Here is a 17,734-nt window from a genome sequence, read left to right as displayed (position 1 = left end):
ACAGAATCGCTATCGCGACTTGCTGGCGCGCAGCGCCTGGATCTTCGGCGGCGGCTGGAACGAGTCGCTGCGTGCATCGGCCCAGAACGCATGGAACACCGCATGGTCCGGCACCTTGTGCAGCAGCTCGCCCGGTTCCAGGTAGCGGTACAGCGAGGCCAGCGAACGGATCTCCACCGGCGAAACACGGCGCAGGATGTGTTCCGGCCCAAGTTCAGCCGGATCATTCAGGCCGGCGGCACACAGCAGCTCCTTCAAGGCATGCAGCGTGTGCTCGTGGTAGCTGTACACACGGGTGGCCTTGTCCGGCGCATCCAGGTGCTTCCAGCGTGCCGGATCCTGGGTGGCGATGCCGGTCGGGCACTTGTCGGTGTGGCAGCTCAGCGACTGGATGCAACCCAGCGCGAACATGAAGCCTCGGCCGGCATTGCACCAGTCGGCCCCCAGCGCGATGGTGCGCGCAATGTCGAAGGCACTGGTGATCTTGCCCGCCGCGCCGATGCGGACGCGTTCGCGCAGGTCGAGGCCAACCAGGGTGTTGTGCACCAGCAGCAGCGCTTCGTGCATCGGCACGCCGACATGGTCGACGAACTCCGCCGGTGCCGCACCCGTGCCGCCCTCGGCGCCGTCGACCACGATGAAGTCCGGCAGCAGGCCGGTTTCCTGCATCGCCTTGGCAATGCCGAACCACTCCCACGGATGGCCGATGGCCAGCTTGAAACCGACCGGCTTGCCACCGGACAGCTCGCGCAGGCGCGCAACGAACTGCAACAGCTCAACCGGCGTCGAGAACGCTGAGTGACGCGACGGCGATACGCAGTCCACGCCCATCGGCACGCCGCGCGTCACCGAGATCTCGGCGGTCACCTTCGGCGCCGGCAGCACGCCGCCATGACCGGGCTTGGCGCCCTGCGACAGCTTGATCTCGATCATCTTGACCTGATCATGGGTGGCGTTGGCGACGAAGCGCTCTTCACTGAATCCGCCCTTTTCGTCACGGCAACCGAAGTAGCCCGAGCCGATCTCCCAGACCAGATCGCCGCCCATCTCACGGTGATACGGCGAAATCGAACCTTCGCCGGTGTCGTGGTAGAAGCCGCCACGGCGCGCGCCTTCATTCAGTGCGCGGATCGCATTGGCCGACAACGAACCAAAACTCATCGCCGAGATATTGAACACGCTGGCCGAATAGGGCTTGGCACAGTTGGCGCCGATCAACACGCGGAAATCGTGCTTGGCGATGGACGTGGGTGCCAGCGAATGGTTGATCCATTCGTAGTCCACCGCATAGGTGCTGCGCAGGGTACCGAACGGCACCGTGTCCATCTCGTTCTTGGCCCGCTGGTAGATCAGCGCGCGCTGCTGGCGCGAGAACGGCACGTCCTCCAGGTCGCTCTGCACGAAATACTGGCGGATCTCCGGGCCGATCGACTCCAGGCCGTAGCGGAAGTGCGCCATCACCGGATAATTGCGGCGCAGCGTGCTGCGCTTCTGCAGCAGGTCCCAGGTCCCCAGCGCCACCATCGCGGCAGTCAGGCCGACGCCCCAGTACCAGGCCGGCCAGATCGTGGCCAGCCACAGGCATATCGGGAACATCAGGATGGCGAGCAGGTAGACGATATACCGGTGCATGGCTTTCCTCGGTTGCAACTGCCCCCGAGTCTACCGTGCCGCCCGCCCTCCGGGCTTACAGTCGACCGTCAACCACGTTGCGCGGCCAGGCCGATTTCACATCGTAGACCAGGCCACCTGGGGCCAGCAGGCCACGGATTCCCGCCTCGTCCATCGCCTTGAAGCGGGCATGGGCCACCGCCAGCACCACCGCGTCGTAGCTCCCCGTGACCGGCTCGGCCAGCCACTGCACACCGGCCTCCGCCAACGCCGCCGGGCCCACCCAGGGATCACTGACTTCAACCTCGGCACCGGCATCGCGCAGGCGCTGCGCAAGCTCCAGCGCGCGGCTGTTGCGCAGGTCCGGGCAATCCTCCTTGAAGGTCACGCCGAGCACCAGGATGCGTGCCTGCACCGGTGCGCGGCCACGCTCCGCCAGCATCGCCAGCACCCGCGCGGCCACGTGCTCGCCGACGCGGTTGTTGACCTGCCGCGCGGTATGGATCAGGTCCGGGTGGTAACCCACGCTCTCGGACTTGTGCAGCAGGTAATACGGATCCACGCCGATGCAGTGGCCACCCACCAGGCCTGGCCGGAACGGCAGGAAATTCCACTTGCTGCCCGCCGCGTCAAGCACGTCCTGGGTGTCGATGCCGAGCCGATCGAAGATCAGCGCCAGCTCGTTGACCAGTGCGATGTTGACATCACGCTGGATGTTCTCGACCACCTTGGCCGCTTCGGCCACGCGCATCGTCGGCGCCGGGAAGGTACCGGCGGCGATGATGCGCTGGTACAGGCCGTCGATCACCGCGGCAACCTCCGGTGTCGAACCGGAGGTGATCTTGCGGATGTCGGCCAGGCGACGCTGGCGGTCACCCGGACTGACCCGCTCGGGGCTGTAGCCGCAGTAGAAGTCTTCGTTGAAACGCAGGCCCGAGCCCTCCTCCAGCAGCGGCACGCAGACTTCTTCGGTCGTACCCGGGTACACCGTGGATTCGTAGATCACCAGGTCGCCCACGCGCAGATGGCTGGCGATCAGCCGGCTGGCGGATCGCAGCGGCTCCAGGTCGGGCTGCTCATAGGCATCGATCGGGGTCGGCACGGTGACGATGTAGACATTGCAGGCATCGAGCAGTGCCGGATCACTGCCGTACTGCAGCTGCTGTGCACTGGCCAGCTCATCGGCCTCCATTTCCAGCGTGTGGTCCTGGCCACTGCGCAGCTCGGCGATGCGGCCGGCATCGATATCAAAGCCCAGCGTCGGCCAGTGCCTGCCGAAGGCCACCGCCAACGGCAGGCCGACGTAGCCCAGACCGATCACCGCAAACCGGGGGGCGACGGCCGCCGCAACCGGCGCACTCATCGGCACATCCCGTGCAACGGATGCGATCGCACATACGCTGCCATGGCTTCGGCCAACTCACTCATTCGCTGCACCACTCCGGGAAACCCACACCAGAAAGGCTACAGCCTAACGGCCACGGCGCCCTGCCGCCAAGGCAGGTCAGGAGCCCAGTGCGACCGCGGCCGGTTCCAGTTCACCGTCGGCGCCGGTCCAGGCCTGCCGCAGACGCTCGAATCCACCGCTGCCCAGCAGGAAGCCCGGCCAGGCGGCATCGATGATCTGCGCCAGCAGGTCCGCCTCGATCCGTCGCGTGCCCATGGACCAGCGCGGGAACGCGCGCTGCGCGACCGGCGCGCGGCACAACACCTTCAGTTGCCCATGGCTGCGCGCGTTGAGGATGCGCGGAAACACCGAATCGATGCCATCTTCCGGACCTTCCAGATACTGCAGGAAGCGCGATCCATCGAACATCAGCACACCGGTGACGCCGGCTACACGGTTGAATGCCGTGGCATCGGCCAGCAGGCGGTCGAGATCGGTTGTCTGCAGATCGGCGCGGGCCTCACTGGCATAGGCAATCGCGTGCAGCGACATCAGATGGCTCCCCCCCTGGGAACGATGGCTGGGACTATGACATGAATAGGAACGACAGTTAAGCACGTCACCCCGCCAATGCAATCCAGCCACCGTGCGGCGGGTGGGCTACAATCGGCGCCGCGCTGCAGGCCCGGATGGCGAAACTGGTAGACGCATCGGACTTAAAATCCGCCGGGGGCAACCCCATGCCGGTTCGATTCCGGCTCCGGGCACCAAGGCTTTTACGACGATCATCGATCGCGTTCCCGCTCCGCAATTTTCTCGACGCTCCGCAATCTGCTCCAACGCATGATGCCAAGCGAGCAACAGATGGCGTCTGCGACGCAATGTCGCGGATGCCTCAAACACCTCGCCGCATCTGCTGCAGCCCTGCACTCACCCATGCCTTGCGCGCGTCCTTCGGGCGGGGCTTGGGCTCTGCCGGCGGCTTACGCGGTTCCAGCGCTTCCCTGACTCGCGCCGTGGCAGTTTCGTACAGCTCCCCGTGGTCGACTTCGGCCAGCCAGGCCTGGCAGATCTCGCCCCTTGCCTGGCCGAGATCCAGCCCAGCTACGATCTGGGGCGTCGGCACGGCGCTGTCCACGCGCACCCGGGGTGACTGCAGGCTATTCCCCGCGTAGCCTGTCCGCTTCAAGAACGGCAGACAGCGAGATAGGCTTGCCGACCAACGCTGGGTTCATGGAAGAAGCATGATTGATCAACACCCATTGGGTATCGAGCACGAGAGTGAACTGGATCGCCTGTACGACGCCATAGAGGCGGGTGAACTGGACGTGGTGCGCTCCATCGCGGACGCGCAGCCAGCTTTACTGTGGCTGGCCCACTTTGGCTATGCAGGGGACGACAGCGTGTTGCACCTGGCGGCGGCAAGCGGCCAGGAGGCGGTGTGCCAATGGCTGCTGGCCTGGGGGCTTCCGGCGGACATGAACTTCGGCGGAGATGATCACCGGACGCCGTTGATGGAAGCGGTGTCTGGCGGTCACGCCGCTGTGTGCAAGCTGCTGCTGCAGGCGGGTGCCGATCCGGATGGCACCGCGCTGATGCGCTGTCACCCGCTGTACGCCGCTGCCCTCGAAGGGCATGGGGATATCGTAGAGCTGCTGCTGCAGGCCGGTGCCGACGTCAACCGCCTGCACCGGCAGTTGAATCAGTCGGCGTTGGATGCTGCGCGCATCTGGGGCCATCCCGAGGTCGCTGCGACGTTGGAGCGACACGGGGGCAGAAGCGTGCGCGACTACCAGGGTCCCTACGTGCAGGGAGCCGGTGAATCGATCATCGTCTTCGTGCACAACACGATCGGGCCGGTGCTCCGACCAGAATTCTCGCCGGCGTCGCGTGACCCGAGGGCATCACTGCACCTGGGCCTGATTGACGGCAGATCCGACTTCAAGCTGCTGTTCAGCACCGGACTACATGAAGCCGGTACACCGATGATCGAGCTCTTCCTCCCTCTGCAGCGCAACTGGCCACTGCCACGCACAGGGCTGGGCGACGATAGCGTGTGGCGTTTCCCGCAACTGCTGATGTCGCGCATGGTGGCACAAGTGTTCGCACACGGGCCGATCAGCGAGGGGCACCTGATTGAACGCAGCGATCCCGAGTTCACTGACCTGCCGTGGCCGGAGGGGGTCGATGCACTGCTGGCCGTGGATAGGCCCTGGAACCCGGAGGACGAGCGCGATTCGATCCCGCCGGACGAGCGCGTCAACCTGCTGGTGCTGGCCCCGGTCAAGTACACCCGCAAAGGCAGGCCCGATGCCAGCGCCCTGGCGAACCTGCTAGAACGTAAGCGCATGGCCAGCTGGCGCGTGCTGTCGTTGCGTCGTGAGGATCCACCTGACGGCGTGGCAGTCCTACCGGGCTGACCAAGCGACGCCTCGGCGCGGCGCTTGCACAAGCTTCGTCAACCTGGGCACCTTCACCGTCATTACCCGCGACAGCAGCGGCGTCCCGGCAGACATCCCCAGCTCGACCTGCTTGAGCGCGTAGGCAATCTGCTCCTCGGTAAAACGGGACTTCTTCATCGCCTGATTCCTCGTGATCCACGGGGGTCAATGCGGAGAGAAGTCTCTGCTTTACGCTGGCCCGGTTTTTTGGGGGTGGGTCACACTGCGCGACGGAACCTCAGATCGCACGCGAATAGCGCGGCTGCTCATGCGCCGCACGCAGGTACGGATCGAAGCACATCGCCAGCAACCGCAGCAGCGGCCGCCCCGGCTCGCTGGCACGCACTACACCGTCGCGGTATTCGGCCAGGCCATCTTCCTGCAGCCGCTGAACCGAACGCAGGTCTTCGGCGAAGTACTGCTCGAAATCGACGCCATGACGCTGGCCCAGCGCAGTGCCATCCACCTCGCCCTGGCACATCAGCTGCTGGATCAGTTCCGCACGCAACTGGTCGTCGGCGCTCAGCGCCACCCCACGCCACACCGGCAGCTGGCCCTGGTCCACCGCGTCCTCCCACGACGGCAGATCGCGCGGATTCTGGCTGTAGGTGGCACCGATGTGGCTGATCGCACTCACGCCCAGGCCGAGCAGATCGGTATCGGCGTGGGTGGTGTAGCCCATGAAGTTGCGATGCAACTGGCCGGCACGCTGCGCTCGCGACAGATCCTCTTCCGGCAACGCAAAGTGATCCATGCCGATGTACTGGTAGCCCGCCGCGGAGAGCTTCTCCACCGCCAGGCCCAGCAACGCCAGCTTATCCTCCGGCGACGGCAAGCGGCGTTCGTCGATCTGCTTCTGTGCGCGGAACAGATGCGGCAGGTGCGCGTAGCCATAGACCGCCAGGCGGTCCGGGCGCAGCGCGAGCACCAGCTCGAGGGTGCGACCGAAGCCTTCCAGGCTCTGCCCCGGCAACCCATAGATCAGGTCGACATTGACCGATCGCATGCCGCTGTCGCGGCAAGCGCGCAGGATGTCCAGCGTCTGTTGCACGCCCTGCACGCGGTTGATCGATTCCTGCACCTGCGGATCGAAATCCTGCACGCCCAGGCTGGCCCGGTTGAAGCCCAGCCGCGCCAGCATGGCGACGTCGCGGGTATCGATGAAGCGCGGATCGAGCTCGATCGAGAAATCGCGCTGCGCCGAATCGCTGAAATCGAAGCGCCGGCGCAGCCCCTCCACCAGCGTGGTCATCGCCTCGGCATCAAGGAAGTTCGGCGTGCCGCCGCCCAGATGCAGCTGGATGACCTCGCGGCCGTCCTCGAACTGCGGTGCCAGCAGATCAGCCTCGGCCAGCACCCGCGCGACGTAGCTGTGGCCGCGGCCGCGATCGCGGCTGATCACCCGGTTGCAGCCACAGTAGAAGCAGGGACTGGAACAGAACGGCACGTGCACGTACAGCGACAGCGCACGCGCCAGCTGGTTGCTGTCGGCGATCGCCTGGCGCAGCGCCGGCGCGTCGAAACCATCATGGAAATGCGGCGCGGTCGGATACGAGGTGTAACGAGGGCCCGGCCGGTCGTGCCGGCGCAGCAGGTCGGGGTCGAAGGTCCAGGCCAGGCCGCCAGCGGCGGGAGAGAACGTGTCCATGCCGCCAGCATCGCGCCGGACAGCCTGCGCCGCCTTGACCCAGATCAATCCTTGGCAGGGATGCCCAGCACCGGCAGGCCGACCTGTGGCCAGCGCAGCATCTGATAGCGCTTCCAGAAGGTGTCACCGATGCGCGCGGCCACATCGTTGGCCAGTTCCTGCATCGGCGGGTTGCTGCATTCGGCGGTGGTGATCCGGAACAGCACCAGCCAGCGGTCGAACAGGTCCTTGTCCAGCTCGATCGCCATGTGCTTGGACATTGGCGAACCCTTGAAGCGGCGGGTACCGCGCAGCATCGCCGACCAGAAGTCGACCAGCTGTGCCAGGTGTTCCGGCCAGTCATGCACGTGCGCCTCGAACACCGGCCCCAGCCGCTCTTCCTCGCGCACACGCGCATAGAAGTCGTGGACCAGGCGGGTCACTTCCTGCTCGGTGCACAACTCGGGCGAGGCAACGGGAAGAACAAGCGGCGGTGTTGCGTTCATCAGGGTACCCAAAGCGTGCCGGCAGTGTGCAGCACGCAGGCGGCACCGCCGTTGATCCAGATCAATGTCGGCGCAGTCCGCTGCACCTAGGCTGGCACGCTTGCAGGAAGCATGCCCTGCGGAAGCTGCGCCAGCCTTGGCGGAGTATACGCGCCGCCCACTTTTCGATCCGGGACAGCATGAACAGACCCTCCCCCAGTCGCCGCCAGCGGCTGATCCAGCATTGGGGCGCCATCCTCTGGCCCAGCTTCATCGCCGCCGGCGTGGCCAGCGTGGTGTTCTTCGCCTTCGTCGACCCGTTGCGCCTTCAGGCGATCAGCTTCCCGGGCACGGCCATCAGCCGCGAGCTGGGCTATACCGCAGGCTTCTTCATGTTCTGGACGGTGACGGCGCTGTCCAGCGCGGTCACCTGGTACCTGCAACGACCGATGCCGAGCGACGACGACGACGAGCTGCCGCTGGGATGAGCACACCCTGCACAACCCCACCACGCCCCTGGCGCTGGCGCGGGGCGCTGAATGCCGCCTTGCTGGCCCTGTTCTACGCGCTGCCGTGGCTGCGCTGGGACGGACGCCAGGCGTTGCTGCTGGACATCAATGCCCGGCGCTTCGACCTGTTCGGCTGGACCCTGTGGCCCGGCGACGTCGGTGTGCTGATCGGACTGCTGGCGGTGCTTGCGGTGGGCCTTGCGCTGCTCACCCATCTTGCCGGGCGCATCTGGTGCGGCCATGCCTGCCCGCAGACCCTGTGGCGCCGCGCCTTCGACGGGATCGCCCGCGCCGTGTCCCGCCTGCTTCCCGCCTCGCTGGCGCGCCTGGCGACGCAGCTGGCCTGGGGACTGTTGTCACTGTGGACCGGCGTCACCTTCGTCGGTCTGTTCAGCCCGATCGCCGAACTGGTGGCCGCTGCGCCGCGGGCCGGCTGGAGTGGCTGGGAAACCTTCTGGGTGCTGTTCTATGCGGCCGCCACCTGGGGCAATGCCGGTTTCCTGCGCGAGCAGGTCTGCCGTTCGTTGTGCCCGTTCGCACGCATGCAGCCGCTGCTGACCGATCCGCATACGCCACGCATGCTGTACGACGCTCGCCGCGGCGAGCCGCGAGGGCCGCGTCCCTCCGGCCTCGGCGGCGTGCTGGGACGGGGGCGTGGCCTGCTCGACCCGACCACCGCGCAGGATTACGTGTTCCGGGCCGCGCATCCGCTGCTGGCCGGACCGATGCCGACCTTCAGTGCCGATCGTCTCGGTGACTGCACGGACTGCGCCGCCTGTGTCAGCGCCTGTCCGATGCAACTGGACATCCGCCAGGGGCCGCAGGCCGATTGCCTGGCCTGCGGCGCCTGCCTGGAAGCCTGCGCAGGGCAACAGCACCGGGCCGGTTTCGGTCCGGGGCTGGTGCGCTACTGCAGTCCGCAGGCGATGGCCGGACAAGCGCGGCGCTGGTGGCGACCGCGAACCCTGGCCCTGCTGTCGATGTTGCTGGCGCTGCTTGCCTGCGGCGCCTGGCGCCTGCTCTGAATCAACGCGGCCCGCTGGCGTGCGGCGGAACCAGCTGCGCACGTCGGACGATGCCCAGCTGCTCGATGATCAGCGCCATTTCGTTGGTGACTTCGGTACGCTCGGTCCCCTGCGGGACCAGGCGGTCCAGCACCTGCTGGTAGGTATCCCAGAACGCCGGACCGCATCCGTGTTTGTGATAGCTGGCTTCCAGTTCGCGGCGTACCCGTTCAGCCAAGCCATGCATGCCGTATTCCATACGACCTCCGTTGGACTTGTTCTGCATCGTTGACGGTCTACCGACTCACTTGCGTGCTACTGAAAGACTCCCGGGCTTCACGCCCGGTTGATGCCAATTAGTCATAGATTTCACGACAGGTCAATTACATGCAGCGACTTTCGTGATCGAAATTATTAATCGTTCACGAAACTACATACGGGGCGCCGGCCGTCCCGGATGGGTCGAACCCGACATGCCCCTCGGATCCCAGGCTCCCACTTCCGGTTGAAGAGATTGATCGGATCTCCCCGATCCATCGAATCTACCTATTTTGCTAAGTGTACTTAGCAAATAGTGCTAAGTGTGCTGTATGCGACAAAAGACGGCGCAGTTCAGATGGATTCGCTGCCCTTCGCTTCAGTCGCGGGGAACAGGTTCGGATAACGCTGATGCAGGATGTACTGCCTCAGGGCAGGAATCGGGAACTCCTTGGGCCATTGCGACACGGCAGATCGGCTTATGCCAAAGAAGCGCGCCAGTTCGGCATCGGTCTGGAATCCCAGCCGGGTACGCACCTGCCGCTTGCTCCAGAATTCGGTCACGGTCGGTCCTTCTGTTAACCAGACTGATTCTTGCGACAAGGCTTCTTCGCAATCCACGCGTTAAGCTGGCTTGCATAGATGAATACTCTCGGCCAACGACTCGCCGCCGCCATGAAGAAAGCCGGGCACCCTCGCCCGGCCGATCTGGCCCGCGCCGCGCACTCCACCACGGCAACCATCAGCAACTGGTTGAACGACCACGTCAGCCCCTCCCATGTGAAGGCCGAACAGCTGTTCCGCATCGCCGATGCGGCCAAGCTGGACGCGCGCGAGCTGCTGTACGGGATGAGCGGGCTGGGCGTAGGCGAACGGGGCAATGCCTACATCCCCAGCCAGGCCCATCTGGATGTCTGGCAGGACGCCTATGAGCTGGTCAGCCATCTGGTGGCCGAGAACGGGCTGGAGATCGACCACCGCCGCCATGCGGCGCTGGATCTGCTCGCGTTCGAACTGCTGATGGATGGCTTCAGCCGCAGCAAGGTGGCTCGCGTTCTGACGACCTCGATGACGTGAATGCACCGCCGCTGGTAGCATGGACCGCGATGGGGATGGGGCTCCCCCGATAACCGCCTGAGAAGGCTGATGGCTCCTGCCAGGACGAACCCGGTGTTCGTCGACGGCAGGTCGTGCCTGCCCTCGGCGTTCGCCACTGACCCTGCGAACCCGCATTCGAGGCACGCCATGCAAGCATTGAACAACTATTTCCTGGTCTTCGTCGGCGGCGGCATCGGCGCCTGCCTGCGCCACGCCTGCAACCTGATCGGCGCGCGGGTGGCGGTCGGCAGTCCCTGGCCCTGGTCGACCTTCCTGATCAACATCAGCGGTGCGCTGCTGATGGGCGTGGTGGTCGAGGTCTTCGCCATGCGCAATGGCGCCTCGCCGCAGCTGCGCCTGTTGCTGGCCACCGGCATCCTCGGCGGCTACACCACGTTTTCCACCTACGCGCTGGAGATCGGTCTGCTGCTGCAGCGTGGCCAGCATGGGTTGGCGGCACTGTATGCCGGTGGCTCGGTGGCGCTGGGCCTGGCCGGTCTGTTCGGTGGCATGAAGCTGGCCCGGCTGGTGCTGGGCTGAGGCTGAGGCTGAGGCTCAGGCCGCACCCGCGCGTGCCTGTCCGCGCCACTCCCGCGGCGACTGCCCGGTGTGCGCCTTGAACGCGCGCGACAGCGCCGCTTCGCTGCCATAGCCGACATCGTCGGCGATCCGCTTCAAGGGGCGCCCCTGCCGCAGCGCCTGCTGCGCCAAGCCCACCCGCCAGCCCTGCAGGTACTGGCCCGGGGTGGTACCCATCGCCTCACGGAAGCTGGCCGCGAACACGCTGCGCGACATGCCGGCGACATCGGCCAGGTCTTCCAGCGTCCACGCCTGAGCCGGCGCTTCGTGCATCGCCACCAGCGCCAGACGCAGCCGCGGATGACCGAGCCCGGCGAACAGGCCGCCGCGCATCTCGCCCCCTTCCATCAGCTGACGCAGCACCTGGATCATCACCACCTCGAACAGCCGGTTGACCATCGCCGCACGGCCACAACGCTGCTCGAAAGCCTCTTCGAACAGCAGTTCCAGCGCCGCGTGGCCGCCATACAGATCCGCCAGCGGCAGGCAGATGAAATCCGGCAGTGCCGCGCTGATCGGATTGAGCGGGCCACCTTCGAAATGCAGGTTTGCGCAGGCCATGTCGGCGCCGTGCTGCGGGTCGGTACTGAAGCGGTGCGGCATCGGCCGCGGGTACAGCAGCAGGCTGGGCACCTCGACCTGCACAGTCTGCTGGCCGTGGCTGACCTGCAGCGGGCCGCGCCGCACCAGATGCAGCTGGCCGGCCTCATCCTCCCCCTGCAGGGTGTTGATGCCGCACAGCGCGCCGGCATGGAACACCGAGGCGGTGACCGCGAAGCGTTCGAGCAGGATGGCAAGACGGTCGACCACGGCGGGACTCCAGATCAAGCGGGTTGGGTTCAATACGTCAAATCGTATCGGAATCGCCGCCACGGTGAACAACTGAGCACGGCCCTTCCCGAGCCCTCACCCGTCCTGCATATGACGGATCACCACGAAGCCCTCCTCCGGCACAGGTGCCACGAAGTGACGGGTGATCTGCTCGAAGGCTTCATCGCTGGCCTGGAACGGGTGCTCGCCGCACGCATTGCGGGCGCGCAGACGCGCCTTGCAGATGGCATCGGGAACATCGAGAAAATGCAGTTGATGGGCAACGCCGGCCGACTCGAACAGTTCGCGGCCCCAGGCGCGGGCGGCGGGCGTGTTGAACGGAACGTCGAGCACGACCGGAACGCCGGCCTGCAGGATCGCGCATACATGCTGCGTCAGCGCGCCGCGCAACGCGGCCGCGCGCTGCAGGTAATCGGCGATGGAATGGATCTGGTCGGGATACAGCGCGGCCAGCCAAGCGTCCTCGCTGATCAGCACGTGACGTGGCTGCGCCGCCAGCTGGTGCGACAGGGTGGATTTTCCGGCGCCGATCTTGCCGCATACCAGGTGCAGGGTCGGGGCGTCGCCGTTCGATGAAAGCGGGTGCATCTGCGTTCTCCTCGGTGGATTCCAGTACCCGGGAGAGCGCCGCATGCAACCCGCCTTCCCGGGCGGGTTGCATGGCCGTGACGACCGCGCGCTATCCCGCCTTCCCGTGGGGAATGCGGATAATCGACGCGATGGTGTGAAGGGCCATGCCATCAGCGTAGAACGCAGCACGGCCGACCGGCAATCCCCTGCGGCAGTGCAGCGCGCGCAACAATTCGCAGGCATCTATGCTCGGCGCCATTCCCGGATGGAATGACCACCATGCGCCCCTTGCTTCGTTGCGCCCTCGCCCTCGGCCTGCTGCTGCTTTCGGCATCGCTGCTGGCTGCGTCACCGCCTGCACCGCGCATGCTCAGCGGTGAACTGCAGGGGGCACCCTGGCGCCTGGACGTGCCGGCTGACTGGAACGGCGACCTGGTGATGCTGGCGCACGGCTACGAGCCGGTGGGCGTGCCGCGCACTACGCCGATGACCGCCAATGACAGCACTGCAACGCTGCTGGCCGCAGGCTACGCCGTCGCGCAGAGCGCCTATGCCAGCCAGGGCTGGGCCGTGGCCGATGCGATCACCGACATGGAGCGTCTGCGCCAGCACGCGCTGGGCGAACTCAAGCGTGTGCGCCACACCTGGCTGCTCGGATTCTCGATGGGCGGTGCGGTGACACTCGCCAGCCTCGAGCGCTACCCACAGCACTACGCCGGTGGCGTCTCGCTGTGCGGTGCCAACCTCAGTGGCGAACAGATCGCCGCGGATCTGCTGACCACGCTGGTCGCCTTCGATTACTTCTTCCCCAACGCGGAAGGCCTGCCGGCCAGTGGACTGGCGTCGCATGAAGCTGCCGCGTTGCCGCAGGGAGCGCTCTATCAAGGCATCGCCGGCGCGCTGCAGCAGAACCCCCAGCATGCCGACGTGCTTGCCAAGCAACTACAGGTCGCTCCGGATGCACTTGCCGGCACGATCAGCCTGCACGCACTGGTCCTGCACGAACTGGCGACACGTAGCGGCGGCATGCCGGTGGGCAACAGGGGCGTGGTCTACCGTGGCTTCGGTGACGACACGGCGTTCAATGCCGGCGTGCAGCGTCTCGACGCCATGCCTGCGGCGCAGGCCGATGTCCGCGCGAAGCTGGCACTGAGCGGCGCGTTGAAGCGACCGCTGGTGATCCAGTTCAACAACAACGACCCCACCATCGTGCCGCATATGCAGGCGGTGTATCCGCAGCTGGCGGCACATGCCGGCGCACGGCCGTTGCCGAAGGTGCTGCCTGCGGCGGGCGAAGGGCATTGCGGTTTCTCTGAAGCCGACGTGGTCGAGGCGTTGAAGGCTGCACGGCGGTGAGCACAACGCGTGTCGCGGTGCGTCAAGGCCGCGATGGAAGGACTGCTATGGTAGCCCCGCCCATTGAAGGGCAGACAAAGGACTGACGTGATGATCAAGACGACCTTGAAGACCGTGATGCTCCTTGGCATGGCCGTGACTGGCCTGGCCTTCGCCGCAGATTCCTGCGACTTCTGCACGCTGAAATACGAGCAGTGCCTGCGCGCGACACATGGACCGTTGGGCAAGACCTCCGAACAATGCGACGCCGAGTACCGCCTGTGCCGTGAAATGGATTGCCCGTCTCCCTGACCGGCATCCGGCCGGCTCCTGCGGGAGCCGGCTCAGCGCCCATCGGTGCGTCCGGCTTCCACCTCCAGCAGGCGTGCCGGCAACTGCTGCAGCAATGCGTCCACCGCTACCCGCGTCTTCAACGGCAGGTGCGGCACCCGCGGCCACACCGCATGGATCGGATAGATCGCACTGGAGGCGGCCGGAAAAACTTCCAGCAACCGCCCCTGCTGCAGGGCATCGCGCACCAGCCAGTACGGCAGCCAGGCCACGCCCAGCCCTGCCACGGCCGCATCAGCCACGCCCTGTAGATCGTCCATCTGCACGCGTGCATCCGGCTTCAACACCTGCGGCTCGCCCTCCACCCGCATCTTCCATTCCATCACCTGGCCGCGCCGGCTGTAAGCCACCGCCTCCAGCCCACGCAATGCGTCGACGGTGTACGGCAGCTCGCGCCCGGCCATGAACGCCGGCGAGGCGCAGATCGCCATGCGGTGTTCGCCCAGCGGTCGCGCCACCAGATCGCTGCTGTCCGGCAATGCGCCAATGCGGATCGCAAGGTCGATGCCCTCCTCGCGCAGGTCCACGGCGCGATCGCTGAACTGCAGATCCAGCGCCAGCGCCGGATGCTGCCGCGCCAGCTCAAGCAGGATCGGTGCGATGCACAGGTGGCCGAACAGTACCGGCAGGGACACGCGCAGACGACCGGCAACCTGGGTGCGCCCGCCCTCGAGCGCGGCCTCGCCTGCACGGATTTCCTCCAGCGCGCGCAGGCAATGCTGGTAGTAGAGCGCCCCGGCCTCGGTCAACTGCTGGCTGCGTGTGGTGCGCAGGAACAACGGGGTGCCGAGCCGCGCCTCCAGCCGCGCAATGCTCTTGGCCACCGCCGAGCGGGTGACCTGCAGCGCGTCGGCCGCCTGCGCGAAGTTGCCGGCCTGCACCGTGGCCACGAACACGTCGATACCGTTCAGATCGGACAAGGCCACAATGTATCCAACCAGGAACCAATGGAAGGAAAAAATAGCGCCACTGGCGAAGTTTTTAAAGTCTAGAGTGGGCGCCCTCCCCTTCCACGCAGATCGACTTCCCGCCATGAGCAAGGTGCTTGTCCTCCACTCCAGCCTCAACGGCACCGCCTCGCGCAGCGCCGGCCTGATCAATCGTTTCCTCGCCGAGCGTGCCGCGCAGGGCTTCGATGACGACGTCACCGTGCGCGACCTCACCGCACTGGACCTGCCGGTGCTGGATGAGGAGATCTTCCACGCCCTGCGCGGTGCAGAGAACCCGGGGCCGCGCGCACGACAGGCCATCGCGCTGTCCGATGCGCTGATCGGCGAGCTGATGGACAGCGACCTGCTGCTGATCGCCGCGCCGATGTACAACCTCAACGTGCCGACGCCGCTGAAGAACTGGTTCGACCTGGTGGCGCGCGCGCGCGTGACCTTCCGCTACACCGACACCTGGCCGCAGGGCCTGGTCCAGGGCGTGGAAGCGGTGGTGTTCAGCCCGCGCGGCGGCGTGCATGTCGGCCAGGGCACCGACACGGTGACGCCCTACCTGCAATCGGTGCTGGGCCTGATCGGCATCACCGAGGTTGATTTCGTCTACGCCGAAGGCATGGACATCCGCCCACATGGCATCGAGCAGGGCATGGCCCGCGCGCATGCACAATTGACCGCTTTGGCGCAGCGCATGCCATTGCCGAACGCTTAGGATGCAGAGGCCGGCAACCGCCCTGCCGCCTCTTTCCCCGCTGAAGCAACGCATCCGATGGCCTTCTTCGAACGACTGAGCGACACCCGCTACCTGCCGACCGAACATACCGGCGGCGCCTGGAACATCCGCGAGCAGCACATCGCACCGGCGATCGGGCTTCTGGCGCACCACCTGGAACGCGACGCCGCTGCGCGTGGCCACGGCTTCCTGATCGCGCGCCTGTCCTACGACATCCTCGGCACCATCCCGATCGAAGCGATGGAGGCTGATGTTCAGGTGCTGCGCGGTGGCCGCACCATCGAACTGGTGGAAGCCACGCTGCGCCATGGCGATCGTCCGGCGCTGCGCGTGCGTGCCTGGTTGATGCGCCCGAACGACACCGAGACCATCGCCGGTACGCCGATCACCGGCATTGCGCCGCCGGAATCGATGCCGGCATGGGACCCGGGCACGGTCTGGCCCGGTGGCTTCATCCAGAGCATCGAGATCCGTCGCCACGATCAGGGACCCGGCCGTGCAACCTACTGGGCGCGCGCAACGCAGTCGCTGCTGGACGGCGAACCGGTCAGCCCCTTGGCCCGTGCCGCCACGCTGTTCGACCTGTCCAACGGCATGGCAGTACGCGCCGATCCGAAGGAAGTGGCCTTCCCGAACCTGGACCTCACCGCTCACCTGTTCGGCATGCCCGAAGGCGAGTGGCTGGGTTTCGATACGTCGGTGTCGTTCGGCCGCCAGGGCATCGGCCTGACCAGCACCGTGCTGCATGATGCGCGCGGCCCGATCGGAACACTCGGCCAGGCGCTGACGGTGCGCCCGTAATCGCAACGGGCGGCGTCAGCCGCCCAGCGTGCCCATGGTGAAGGTGTAGCCGGAACTCATCAGGAATTCGCGCATGCGCATTTCCGCGCGACGCGGTGAGGCCAGGTTGGCCGGTGCATACAGCGCGTAGACCACGCCGGCGCCTTCGATGGCCTCGCGCCGCACGCCACAGTGGCGGGTCTCCGAGGCGACCACCCAACCATCCTTCAACCGGTCCGGCCCGATCGATTGGCCGTTCATCAGCCGGAACGTCAACCAGCGTACTTCCGCAGCGGATTTGCTCATCGGTGGCATTCCGGCTGCGTACTGCGGTCCATCATGTCCTTGCTCGCCATTGCAGCTCCCTAAGACTTGGAACCTGACCATAGCGCCTCCGCATGTCGCGGGTGAATGAGACTGGCCGGGCGCTCAGGTCGCCAGGCCGAACCGCTTCCACAACGCTTCGCGCCCTGGCGGGGTCAGCCGCAGTTCGCGGCGGCCTTCTACGCGCCGCAGCCAATCGTTGTTCACGAAGCTGTCCAGCATCGCCTCGCCGACCAGCCCGGCCAGATGCGGGCGCCGCTCGGTGCAGTCCAGGCATCCCCGGCAATAGCGCGCGGGCCTGGCCGTCACCGGCTGCTGCAGCACCTCGGCCAGTGGCTGGCCGAGCTCCCGCAGGAACGCCGCGCCCTCCACGCTCACCTGCCAATAGCCGTCGCGCGGCAACACGTACCCGGACTGCAACAGGTGATCGGTGATGGCCACCGCATGCACGCCGGCCAGGTGGCGGTAGCACGAGCGCGCCTCGCGCAACGCCGGCAGGTTGCGTGACGCGGCAGCGGTGCATGACGGCGTGCGCTCGGCCACACGCAGGATGCCCTCCAGCATGTCCGCGACCTCGGTCGAGGCCAATCGATGGTAGCGGTGACGGCCCTGCGGGATGACCACCAGCAGATCGCCCTCGATCAAGCGCCGCAGGTGCGTGCTCGCCGTCTGCGGCGTCACCCCGGCCACCCGCGCCAGCTCCATCGCGGTATACGCACGGCCGTCCATCAGCTGCAGCAACATCGTGGCACGTGCCTGGTCGCCAACCAGGGCACCGACACTGACAAGGGAACCGGAGGTGTGGACCATGCCGGCATTGTGGCATGCAGGCGCCGGCCGACAGTTCGATGCAGACCGAAGCATTGTCGG

22 protein-coding genes, 1 tRNA gene and 1 riboswitch are annotated in these 17,734 nt (G+C 66.3%); of the genes, 10 read left to right on the top strand and 13 right to left on the bottom strand.

Annotated elements, in window-relative coordinates:
- Window positions 1-9: 9 nt before the first annotated feature.
- From SriyCCGPB3_RS07465 to SriyCCGPB3_RS07455, 3 genes are all read right to left on the bottom strand, one after another.
- Window positions 10-1,632: an FMN-binding glutamate synthase family protein gene (locus SriyCCGPB3_RS07465; protein ID WP_110711827.1), complete on the bottom strand. Its 1,623-nt coding sequence runs from the start codon at window positions 1,630-1,632 to the stop codon at window positions 10-12.
- A 55-nt stretch (window positions 1,633-1,687) separates the two neighbouring features.
- The gene (locus SriyCCGPB3_RS07460) at window positions 1,688-2,974 is read right to left on the bottom strand and encodes a nucleotide sugar dehydrogenase (protein ID WP_110711826.1); all 1,287 of its coding nucleotides are present in this window, start codon (window positions 2,972-2,974) and stop codon (window positions 1,688-1,690) included.
- Window positions 2,975-3,115: 141 nt separating this feature from the next.
- Window positions 3,116-3,550, bottom strand: coding sequence for a BLUF domain-containing protein (locus tag SriyCCGPB3_RS07455; protein WP_110711825.1), 435 nt, complete (start codon window positions 3,548-3,550; stop codon window positions 3,116-3,118).
- Between the two features lie 131 nt (window positions 3,551-3,681).
- Between SriyCCGPB3_RS07455 and SriyCCGPB3_RS07450 the strand changes: the two genes are divergently transcribed.
- Window positions 3,682-3,768 (top strand) — tRNA-Leu (locus tag SriyCCGPB3_RS07450).
- A 474-nt stretch (window positions 3,769-4,242) separates the two neighbouring features.
- Window positions 4,243-5,418: an ankyrin repeat domain-containing protein gene (locus tag SriyCCGPB3_RS07445; RefSeq protein ID WP_350260034.1), complete on the top strand. Its 1,176-nt coding sequence runs from the start codon at window positions 4,243-4,245 to the stop codon at window positions 5,416-5,418.
- On the opposite strand, the gene SriyCCGPB3_RS07440 is transcribed toward SriyCCGPB3_RS07445, so the two are convergent.
- From SriyCCGPB3_RS07440 to SriyCCGPB3_RS07430, 3 genes are all read right to left on the bottom strand, one after another.
- On the bottom strand, window positions 5,407-5,577 hold the full coding sequence (locus tag SriyCCGPB3_RS07440) for a hypothetical protein (RefSeq protein ID WP_153855172.1): 171 nt from the start codon (window positions 5,575-5,577) through the stop codon (window positions 5,407-5,409). The genes SriyCCGPB3_RS07445 and SriyCCGPB3_RS07440 overlap by 12 nt on opposite strands.
- A 100-nt stretch (window positions 5,578-5,677) precedes the next feature.
- Entirely contained in the window at window positions 5,678-7,087 is a 1,410-nt protein-coding gene (gene hemN, locus SriyCCGPB3_RS07435; protein WP_110714290.1) for an oxygen-independent coproporphyrinogen III oxidase, read from the bottom strand.
- Between the two features lie 44 nt (window positions 7,088-7,131).
- Window positions 7,132-7,572 carry a group III truncated hemoglobin gene (locus SriyCCGPB3_RS07430; protein WP_350260033.1) on the bottom strand — a complete coding sequence of 147 codons (441 nt, stop codon included), beginning with the start codon at window positions 7,570-7,572 and terminating at the stop codon, window positions 7,132-7,134.
- A gap of 179 nt (window positions 7,573-7,751) precedes the next feature.
- Here SriyCCGPB3_RS07430 and SriyCCGPB3_RS07425 point away from each other — a divergent pair, with 179 nt between their 5' ends.
- Together SriyCCGPB3_RS07425 and SriyCCGPB3_RS07420 are read left to right on the top strand one after the other, a co-directional pair.
- Window positions 7,752-8,039, top strand: a complete 288-nt coding sequence (locus tag SriyCCGPB3_RS07425) for a hypothetical protein (RefSeq protein WP_110711822.1) — start codon at window positions 7,752-7,754, stop codon at window positions 8,037-8,039.
- A complete protein-coding gene (locus tag SriyCCGPB3_RS07420; protein WP_350260032.1) occupies window positions 8,036-9,085 on the top strand; it encodes a 4Fe-4S dicluster domain-containing protein in 1,050 nt (349 codons plus the stop codon). The genes SriyCCGPB3_RS07425 and SriyCCGPB3_RS07420 overlap by 4 nt, the downstream gene beginning before the upstream one ends.
- A gap of 1 nt (window position 9,086) precedes the next feature.
- On the opposite strand, the gene SriyCCGPB3_RS07415 is transcribed toward SriyCCGPB3_RS07420, so the two are convergent.
- On the bottom strand, window positions 9,087-9,323 hold the full coding sequence (locus SriyCCGPB3_RS07415; RefSeq protein WP_088025582.1) for a hypothetical protein: 237 nt from the start codon (window positions 9,321-9,323) through the stop codon (window positions 9,087-9,089).
- 353 nt (window positions 9,324-9,676) lie between these two features.
- Window positions 9,677-9,886 (bottom strand): hypothetical protein, encoded by a 210-nt coding sequence (locus SriyCCGPB3_RS07410; protein ID WP_110711820.1) that lies wholly within the window; start codon window positions 9,884-9,886, stop codon window positions 9,677-9,679.
- Between the two features lie 111 nt (window positions 9,887-9,997).
- Between SriyCCGPB3_RS07410 and SriyCCGPB3_RS07405 the strand changes: the two genes are divergently transcribed.
- Together SriyCCGPB3_RS07405 and crcB are read left to right on the top strand one after the other, a co-directional pair.
- Window positions 9,998-10,399 (top strand): helix-turn-helix domain-containing protein, encoded by a 402-nt coding sequence (locus SriyCCGPB3_RS07405; protein WP_110711819.1) that lies wholly within the window; start codon window positions 9,998-10,000, stop codon window positions 10,397-10,399.
- A gap of 22 nt (window positions 10,400-10,421) precedes the next feature.
- Window positions 10,422-10,485: riboswitch (Fluoride riboswitch) on the top strand.
- An 82-nt stretch (window positions 10,486-10,567) separates the two neighbouring features.
- Window positions 10,568-10,960 (top strand): fluoride efflux transporter CrcB, encoded by a 393-nt coding sequence (gene crcB / locus SriyCCGPB3_RS07400; protein WP_005412844.1) that lies wholly within the window; start codon window positions 10,568-10,570, stop codon window positions 10,958-10,960.
- Between the two features lie 15 nt (window positions 10,961-10,975).
- Here the strand turns inward: crcB and SriyCCGPB3_RS07395 are convergent, their stop codons facing one another.
- Entirely contained in the window at window positions 10,976-11,809 is an 834-nt protein-coding gene (locus SriyCCGPB3_RS07395; RefSeq protein WP_110711818.1) for an AraC family transcriptional regulator, read from the bottom strand.
- A 96-nt stretch (window positions 11,810-11,905) separates the two neighbouring features.
- Complete coding sequence (locus tag SriyCCGPB3_RS07390) at window positions 11,906-12,418, bottom strand: AAA family ATPase (RefSeq protein ID WP_153855174.1); 513 nt, start codon at window positions 12,416-12,418, stop codon at window positions 11,906-11,908.
- A gap of 261 nt (window positions 12,419-12,679) precedes the next feature.
- Between SriyCCGPB3_RS07390 and SriyCCGPB3_RS07385 the strand changes: the two genes are divergently transcribed.
- The gene (locus tag SriyCCGPB3_RS07385) at window positions 12,680-13,756 is read left to right on the top strand and encodes an alpha/beta hydrolase (RefSeq protein WP_164162402.1); all 1,077 of its coding nucleotides are present in this window, start codon (window positions 12,680-12,682) and stop codon (window positions 13,754-13,756) included.
- Between the two features lie 90 nt (window positions 13,757-13,846).
- Window positions 13,847-14,047: a hypothetical protein gene (locus tag SriyCCGPB3_RS07380; RefSeq protein ID WP_110711815.1), complete on the top strand. Its 201-nt coding sequence runs from the start codon at window positions 13,847-13,849 to the stop codon at window positions 14,045-14,047.
- A 32-nt stretch (window positions 14,048-14,079) separates the two neighbouring features.
- Here the strand turns inward: SriyCCGPB3_RS07380 and SriyCCGPB3_RS07375 are convergent, their stop codons facing one another.
- Window positions 14,080-15,012, bottom strand: coding sequence for a LysR family transcriptional regulator (locus SriyCCGPB3_RS07375; RefSeq protein WP_164162403.1), 933 nt, complete (start codon window positions 15,010-15,012; stop codon window positions 14,080-14,082).
- A gap of 106 nt (window positions 15,013-15,118) precedes the next feature.
- Between SriyCCGPB3_RS07375 and SriyCCGPB3_RS07370 the strand changes: the two genes are divergently transcribed.
- Both SriyCCGPB3_RS07370 and SriyCCGPB3_RS07365 read left to right on the top strand, forming a co-directional pair.
- Window positions 15,119-15,739, top strand: coding sequence for an FMN-dependent NADH-azoreductase (locus tag SriyCCGPB3_RS07370; protein WP_350260031.1), 621 nt, complete (start codon window positions 15,119-15,121; stop codon window positions 15,737-15,739).
- A 57-nt stretch (window positions 15,740-15,796) separates the two neighbouring features.
- A complete protein-coding gene (locus SriyCCGPB3_RS07365; protein ID WP_197610510.1) occupies window positions 15,797-16,561 on the top strand; it encodes a thioesterase family protein in 765 nt (254 codons plus the stop codon).
- A 15-nt stretch (window positions 16,562-16,576) separates the two neighbouring features.
- Here SriyCCGPB3_RS07365 and SriyCCGPB3_RS07360 read toward each other — a convergent pair whose 3' ends face one another.
- Both SriyCCGPB3_RS07360 and SriyCCGPB3_RS07355 read right to left on the bottom strand, forming a co-directional pair.
- The gene (locus SriyCCGPB3_RS07360; protein WP_110711811.1) at window positions 16,577-16,846 is read right to left on the bottom strand and encodes a hypothetical protein; all 270 of its coding nucleotides are present in this window, start codon (window positions 16,844-16,846) and stop codon (window positions 16,577-16,579) included.
- Window positions 16,847-16,969: 123 nt separating this feature from the next.
- Window positions 16,970-17,674, bottom strand: a complete 705-nt coding sequence (locus SriyCCGPB3_RS07355) for an ArsR/SmtB family transcription factor (protein WP_350260030.1) — start codon at window positions 17,672-17,674, stop codon at window positions 16,970-16,972.
- Window positions 17,675-17,734: the final 60 nt, after the last annotated feature.

Origin of the sequence: Stenotrophomonas riyadhensis (genome assembly GCF_040256885.1) — a bacterium.
Lineage (GTDB): Bacteria > Pseudomonadota > Gammaproteobacteria > Xanthomonadales > Xanthomonadaceae > Stenotrophomonas > Stenotrophomonas riyadhensis.
The sequence above is the reverse complement of the archived record's forward strand: the minus strand, read 5'-3'. Positions and strand labels throughout refer to the sequence as shown.

What these genes read in the sequence shown, in the direction of transcription:
- SriyCCGPB3_RS07365 (WP_197610510.1), top strand. Translation starts at nt 15,797, where the DNA reads ATGGCCTTCTTCGAACGACTGAGCGACACCCGCTACCTGCCGACCGAA.
- SriyCCGPB3_RS07385 (WP_164162402.1), top strand. Translation starts at nt 12,680, where the DNA reads ATGCGCCCCTTGCTTCGTTGCGCCCTCGCCCTCGGCCTGCTGCTGCTT.
- SriyCCGPB3_RS07455 (WP_110711825.1), bottom strand. Translation starts at nt 3,550, where the DNA reads ATGTCGCTGCACGCGATTGCCTATGCCAGTGAGGCCCGCGCCGATCTG.
- hemN (WP_110714290.1), bottom strand. Translation starts at nt 7,087, where the DNA reads ATGGACACGTTCTCTCCCGCCGCTGGCGGCCTGGCCTGGACCTTCGAC.
- SriyCCGPB3_RS07445 (WP_350260034.1), top strand. Translation starts at nt 4,243, where the DNA reads ATGATTGATCAACACCCATTGGGTATCGAGCACGAGAGTGAACTGGAT.
- SriyCCGPB3_RS07440 (WP_153855172.1), bottom strand. Translation starts at nt 5,577, where the DNA reads ATGAAGAAGTCCCGTTTTACCGAGGAGCAGATTGCCTACGCGCTCAAG.
- SriyCCGPB3_RS07380 (WP_110711815.1), top strand. Translation starts at nt 13,847, where the DNA reads ATGATCAAGACGACCTTGAAGACCGTGATGCTCCTTGGCATGGCCGTG.
- SriyCCGPB3_RS07415 (WP_088025582.1), bottom strand. Translation starts at nt 9,323, where the DNA reads ATGGAATACGGCATGCATGGCTTGGCTGAACGGGTACGCCGCGAACTG.
- SriyCCGPB3_RS07430 (WP_350260033.1), bottom strand. Translation starts at nt 7,572, where the DNA reads ATGAACGCAACACCGCCGCTTGTTCTTCCCGTTGCCTCGCCCGAGTTG.
- crcB (WP_005412844.1), top strand. Translation starts at nt 10,568, where the DNA reads ATGCAAGCATTGAACAACTATTTCCTGGTCTTCGTCGGCGGCGGCATC.
- SriyCCGPB3_RS07420 (WP_350260032.1), top strand. Translation starts at nt 8,036, where the DNA reads ATGAGCACACCCTGCACAACCCCACCACGCCCCTGGCGCTGGCGCGGG.
- SriyCCGPB3_RS07405 (WP_110711819.1), top strand. Translation starts at nt 9,998, where the DNA reads ATGAAGAAAGCCGGGCACCCTCGCCCGGCCGATCTGGCCCGCGCCGCG.
- SriyCCGPB3_RS07355 (WP_350260030.1), bottom strand. Translation starts at nt 17,674, where the DNA reads ATGGTCCACACCTCCGGTTCCCTTGTCAGTGTCGGTGCCCTGGTTGGC.
- SriyCCGPB3_RS07370 (WP_350260031.1), top strand. Translation starts at nt 15,119, where the DNA reads ATGAGCAAGGTGCTTGTCCTCCACTCCAGCCTCAACGGCACCGCCTCG.
- SriyCCGPB3_RS07465 (WP_110711827.1), bottom strand. Translation starts at nt 1,632, where the DNA reads ATGCACCGGTATATCGTCTACCTGCTCGCCATCCTGATGTTCCCGATA.
- SriyCCGPB3_RS07360 (WP_110711811.1), bottom strand. Translation starts at nt 16,846, where the DNA reads ATGAGCAAATCCGCTGCGGAAGTACGCTGGTTGACGTTCCGGCTGATG.
- SriyCCGPB3_RS07390 (WP_153855174.1), bottom strand. Translation starts at nt 12,418, where the DNA reads ATGCACCCGCTTTCATCGAACGGCGACGCCCCGACCCTGCACCTGGTA.
- SriyCCGPB3_RS07460 (WP_110711826.1), bottom strand. Translation starts at nt 2,974, where the DNA reads ATGAGTGCGCCGGTTGCGGCGGCCGTCGCCCCCCGGTTTGCGGTGATC.
- SriyCCGPB3_RS07425 (WP_110711822.1), top strand. Translation starts at nt 7,752, where the DNA reads ATGAACAGACCCTCCCCCAGTCGCCGCCAGCGGCTGATCCAGCATTGG.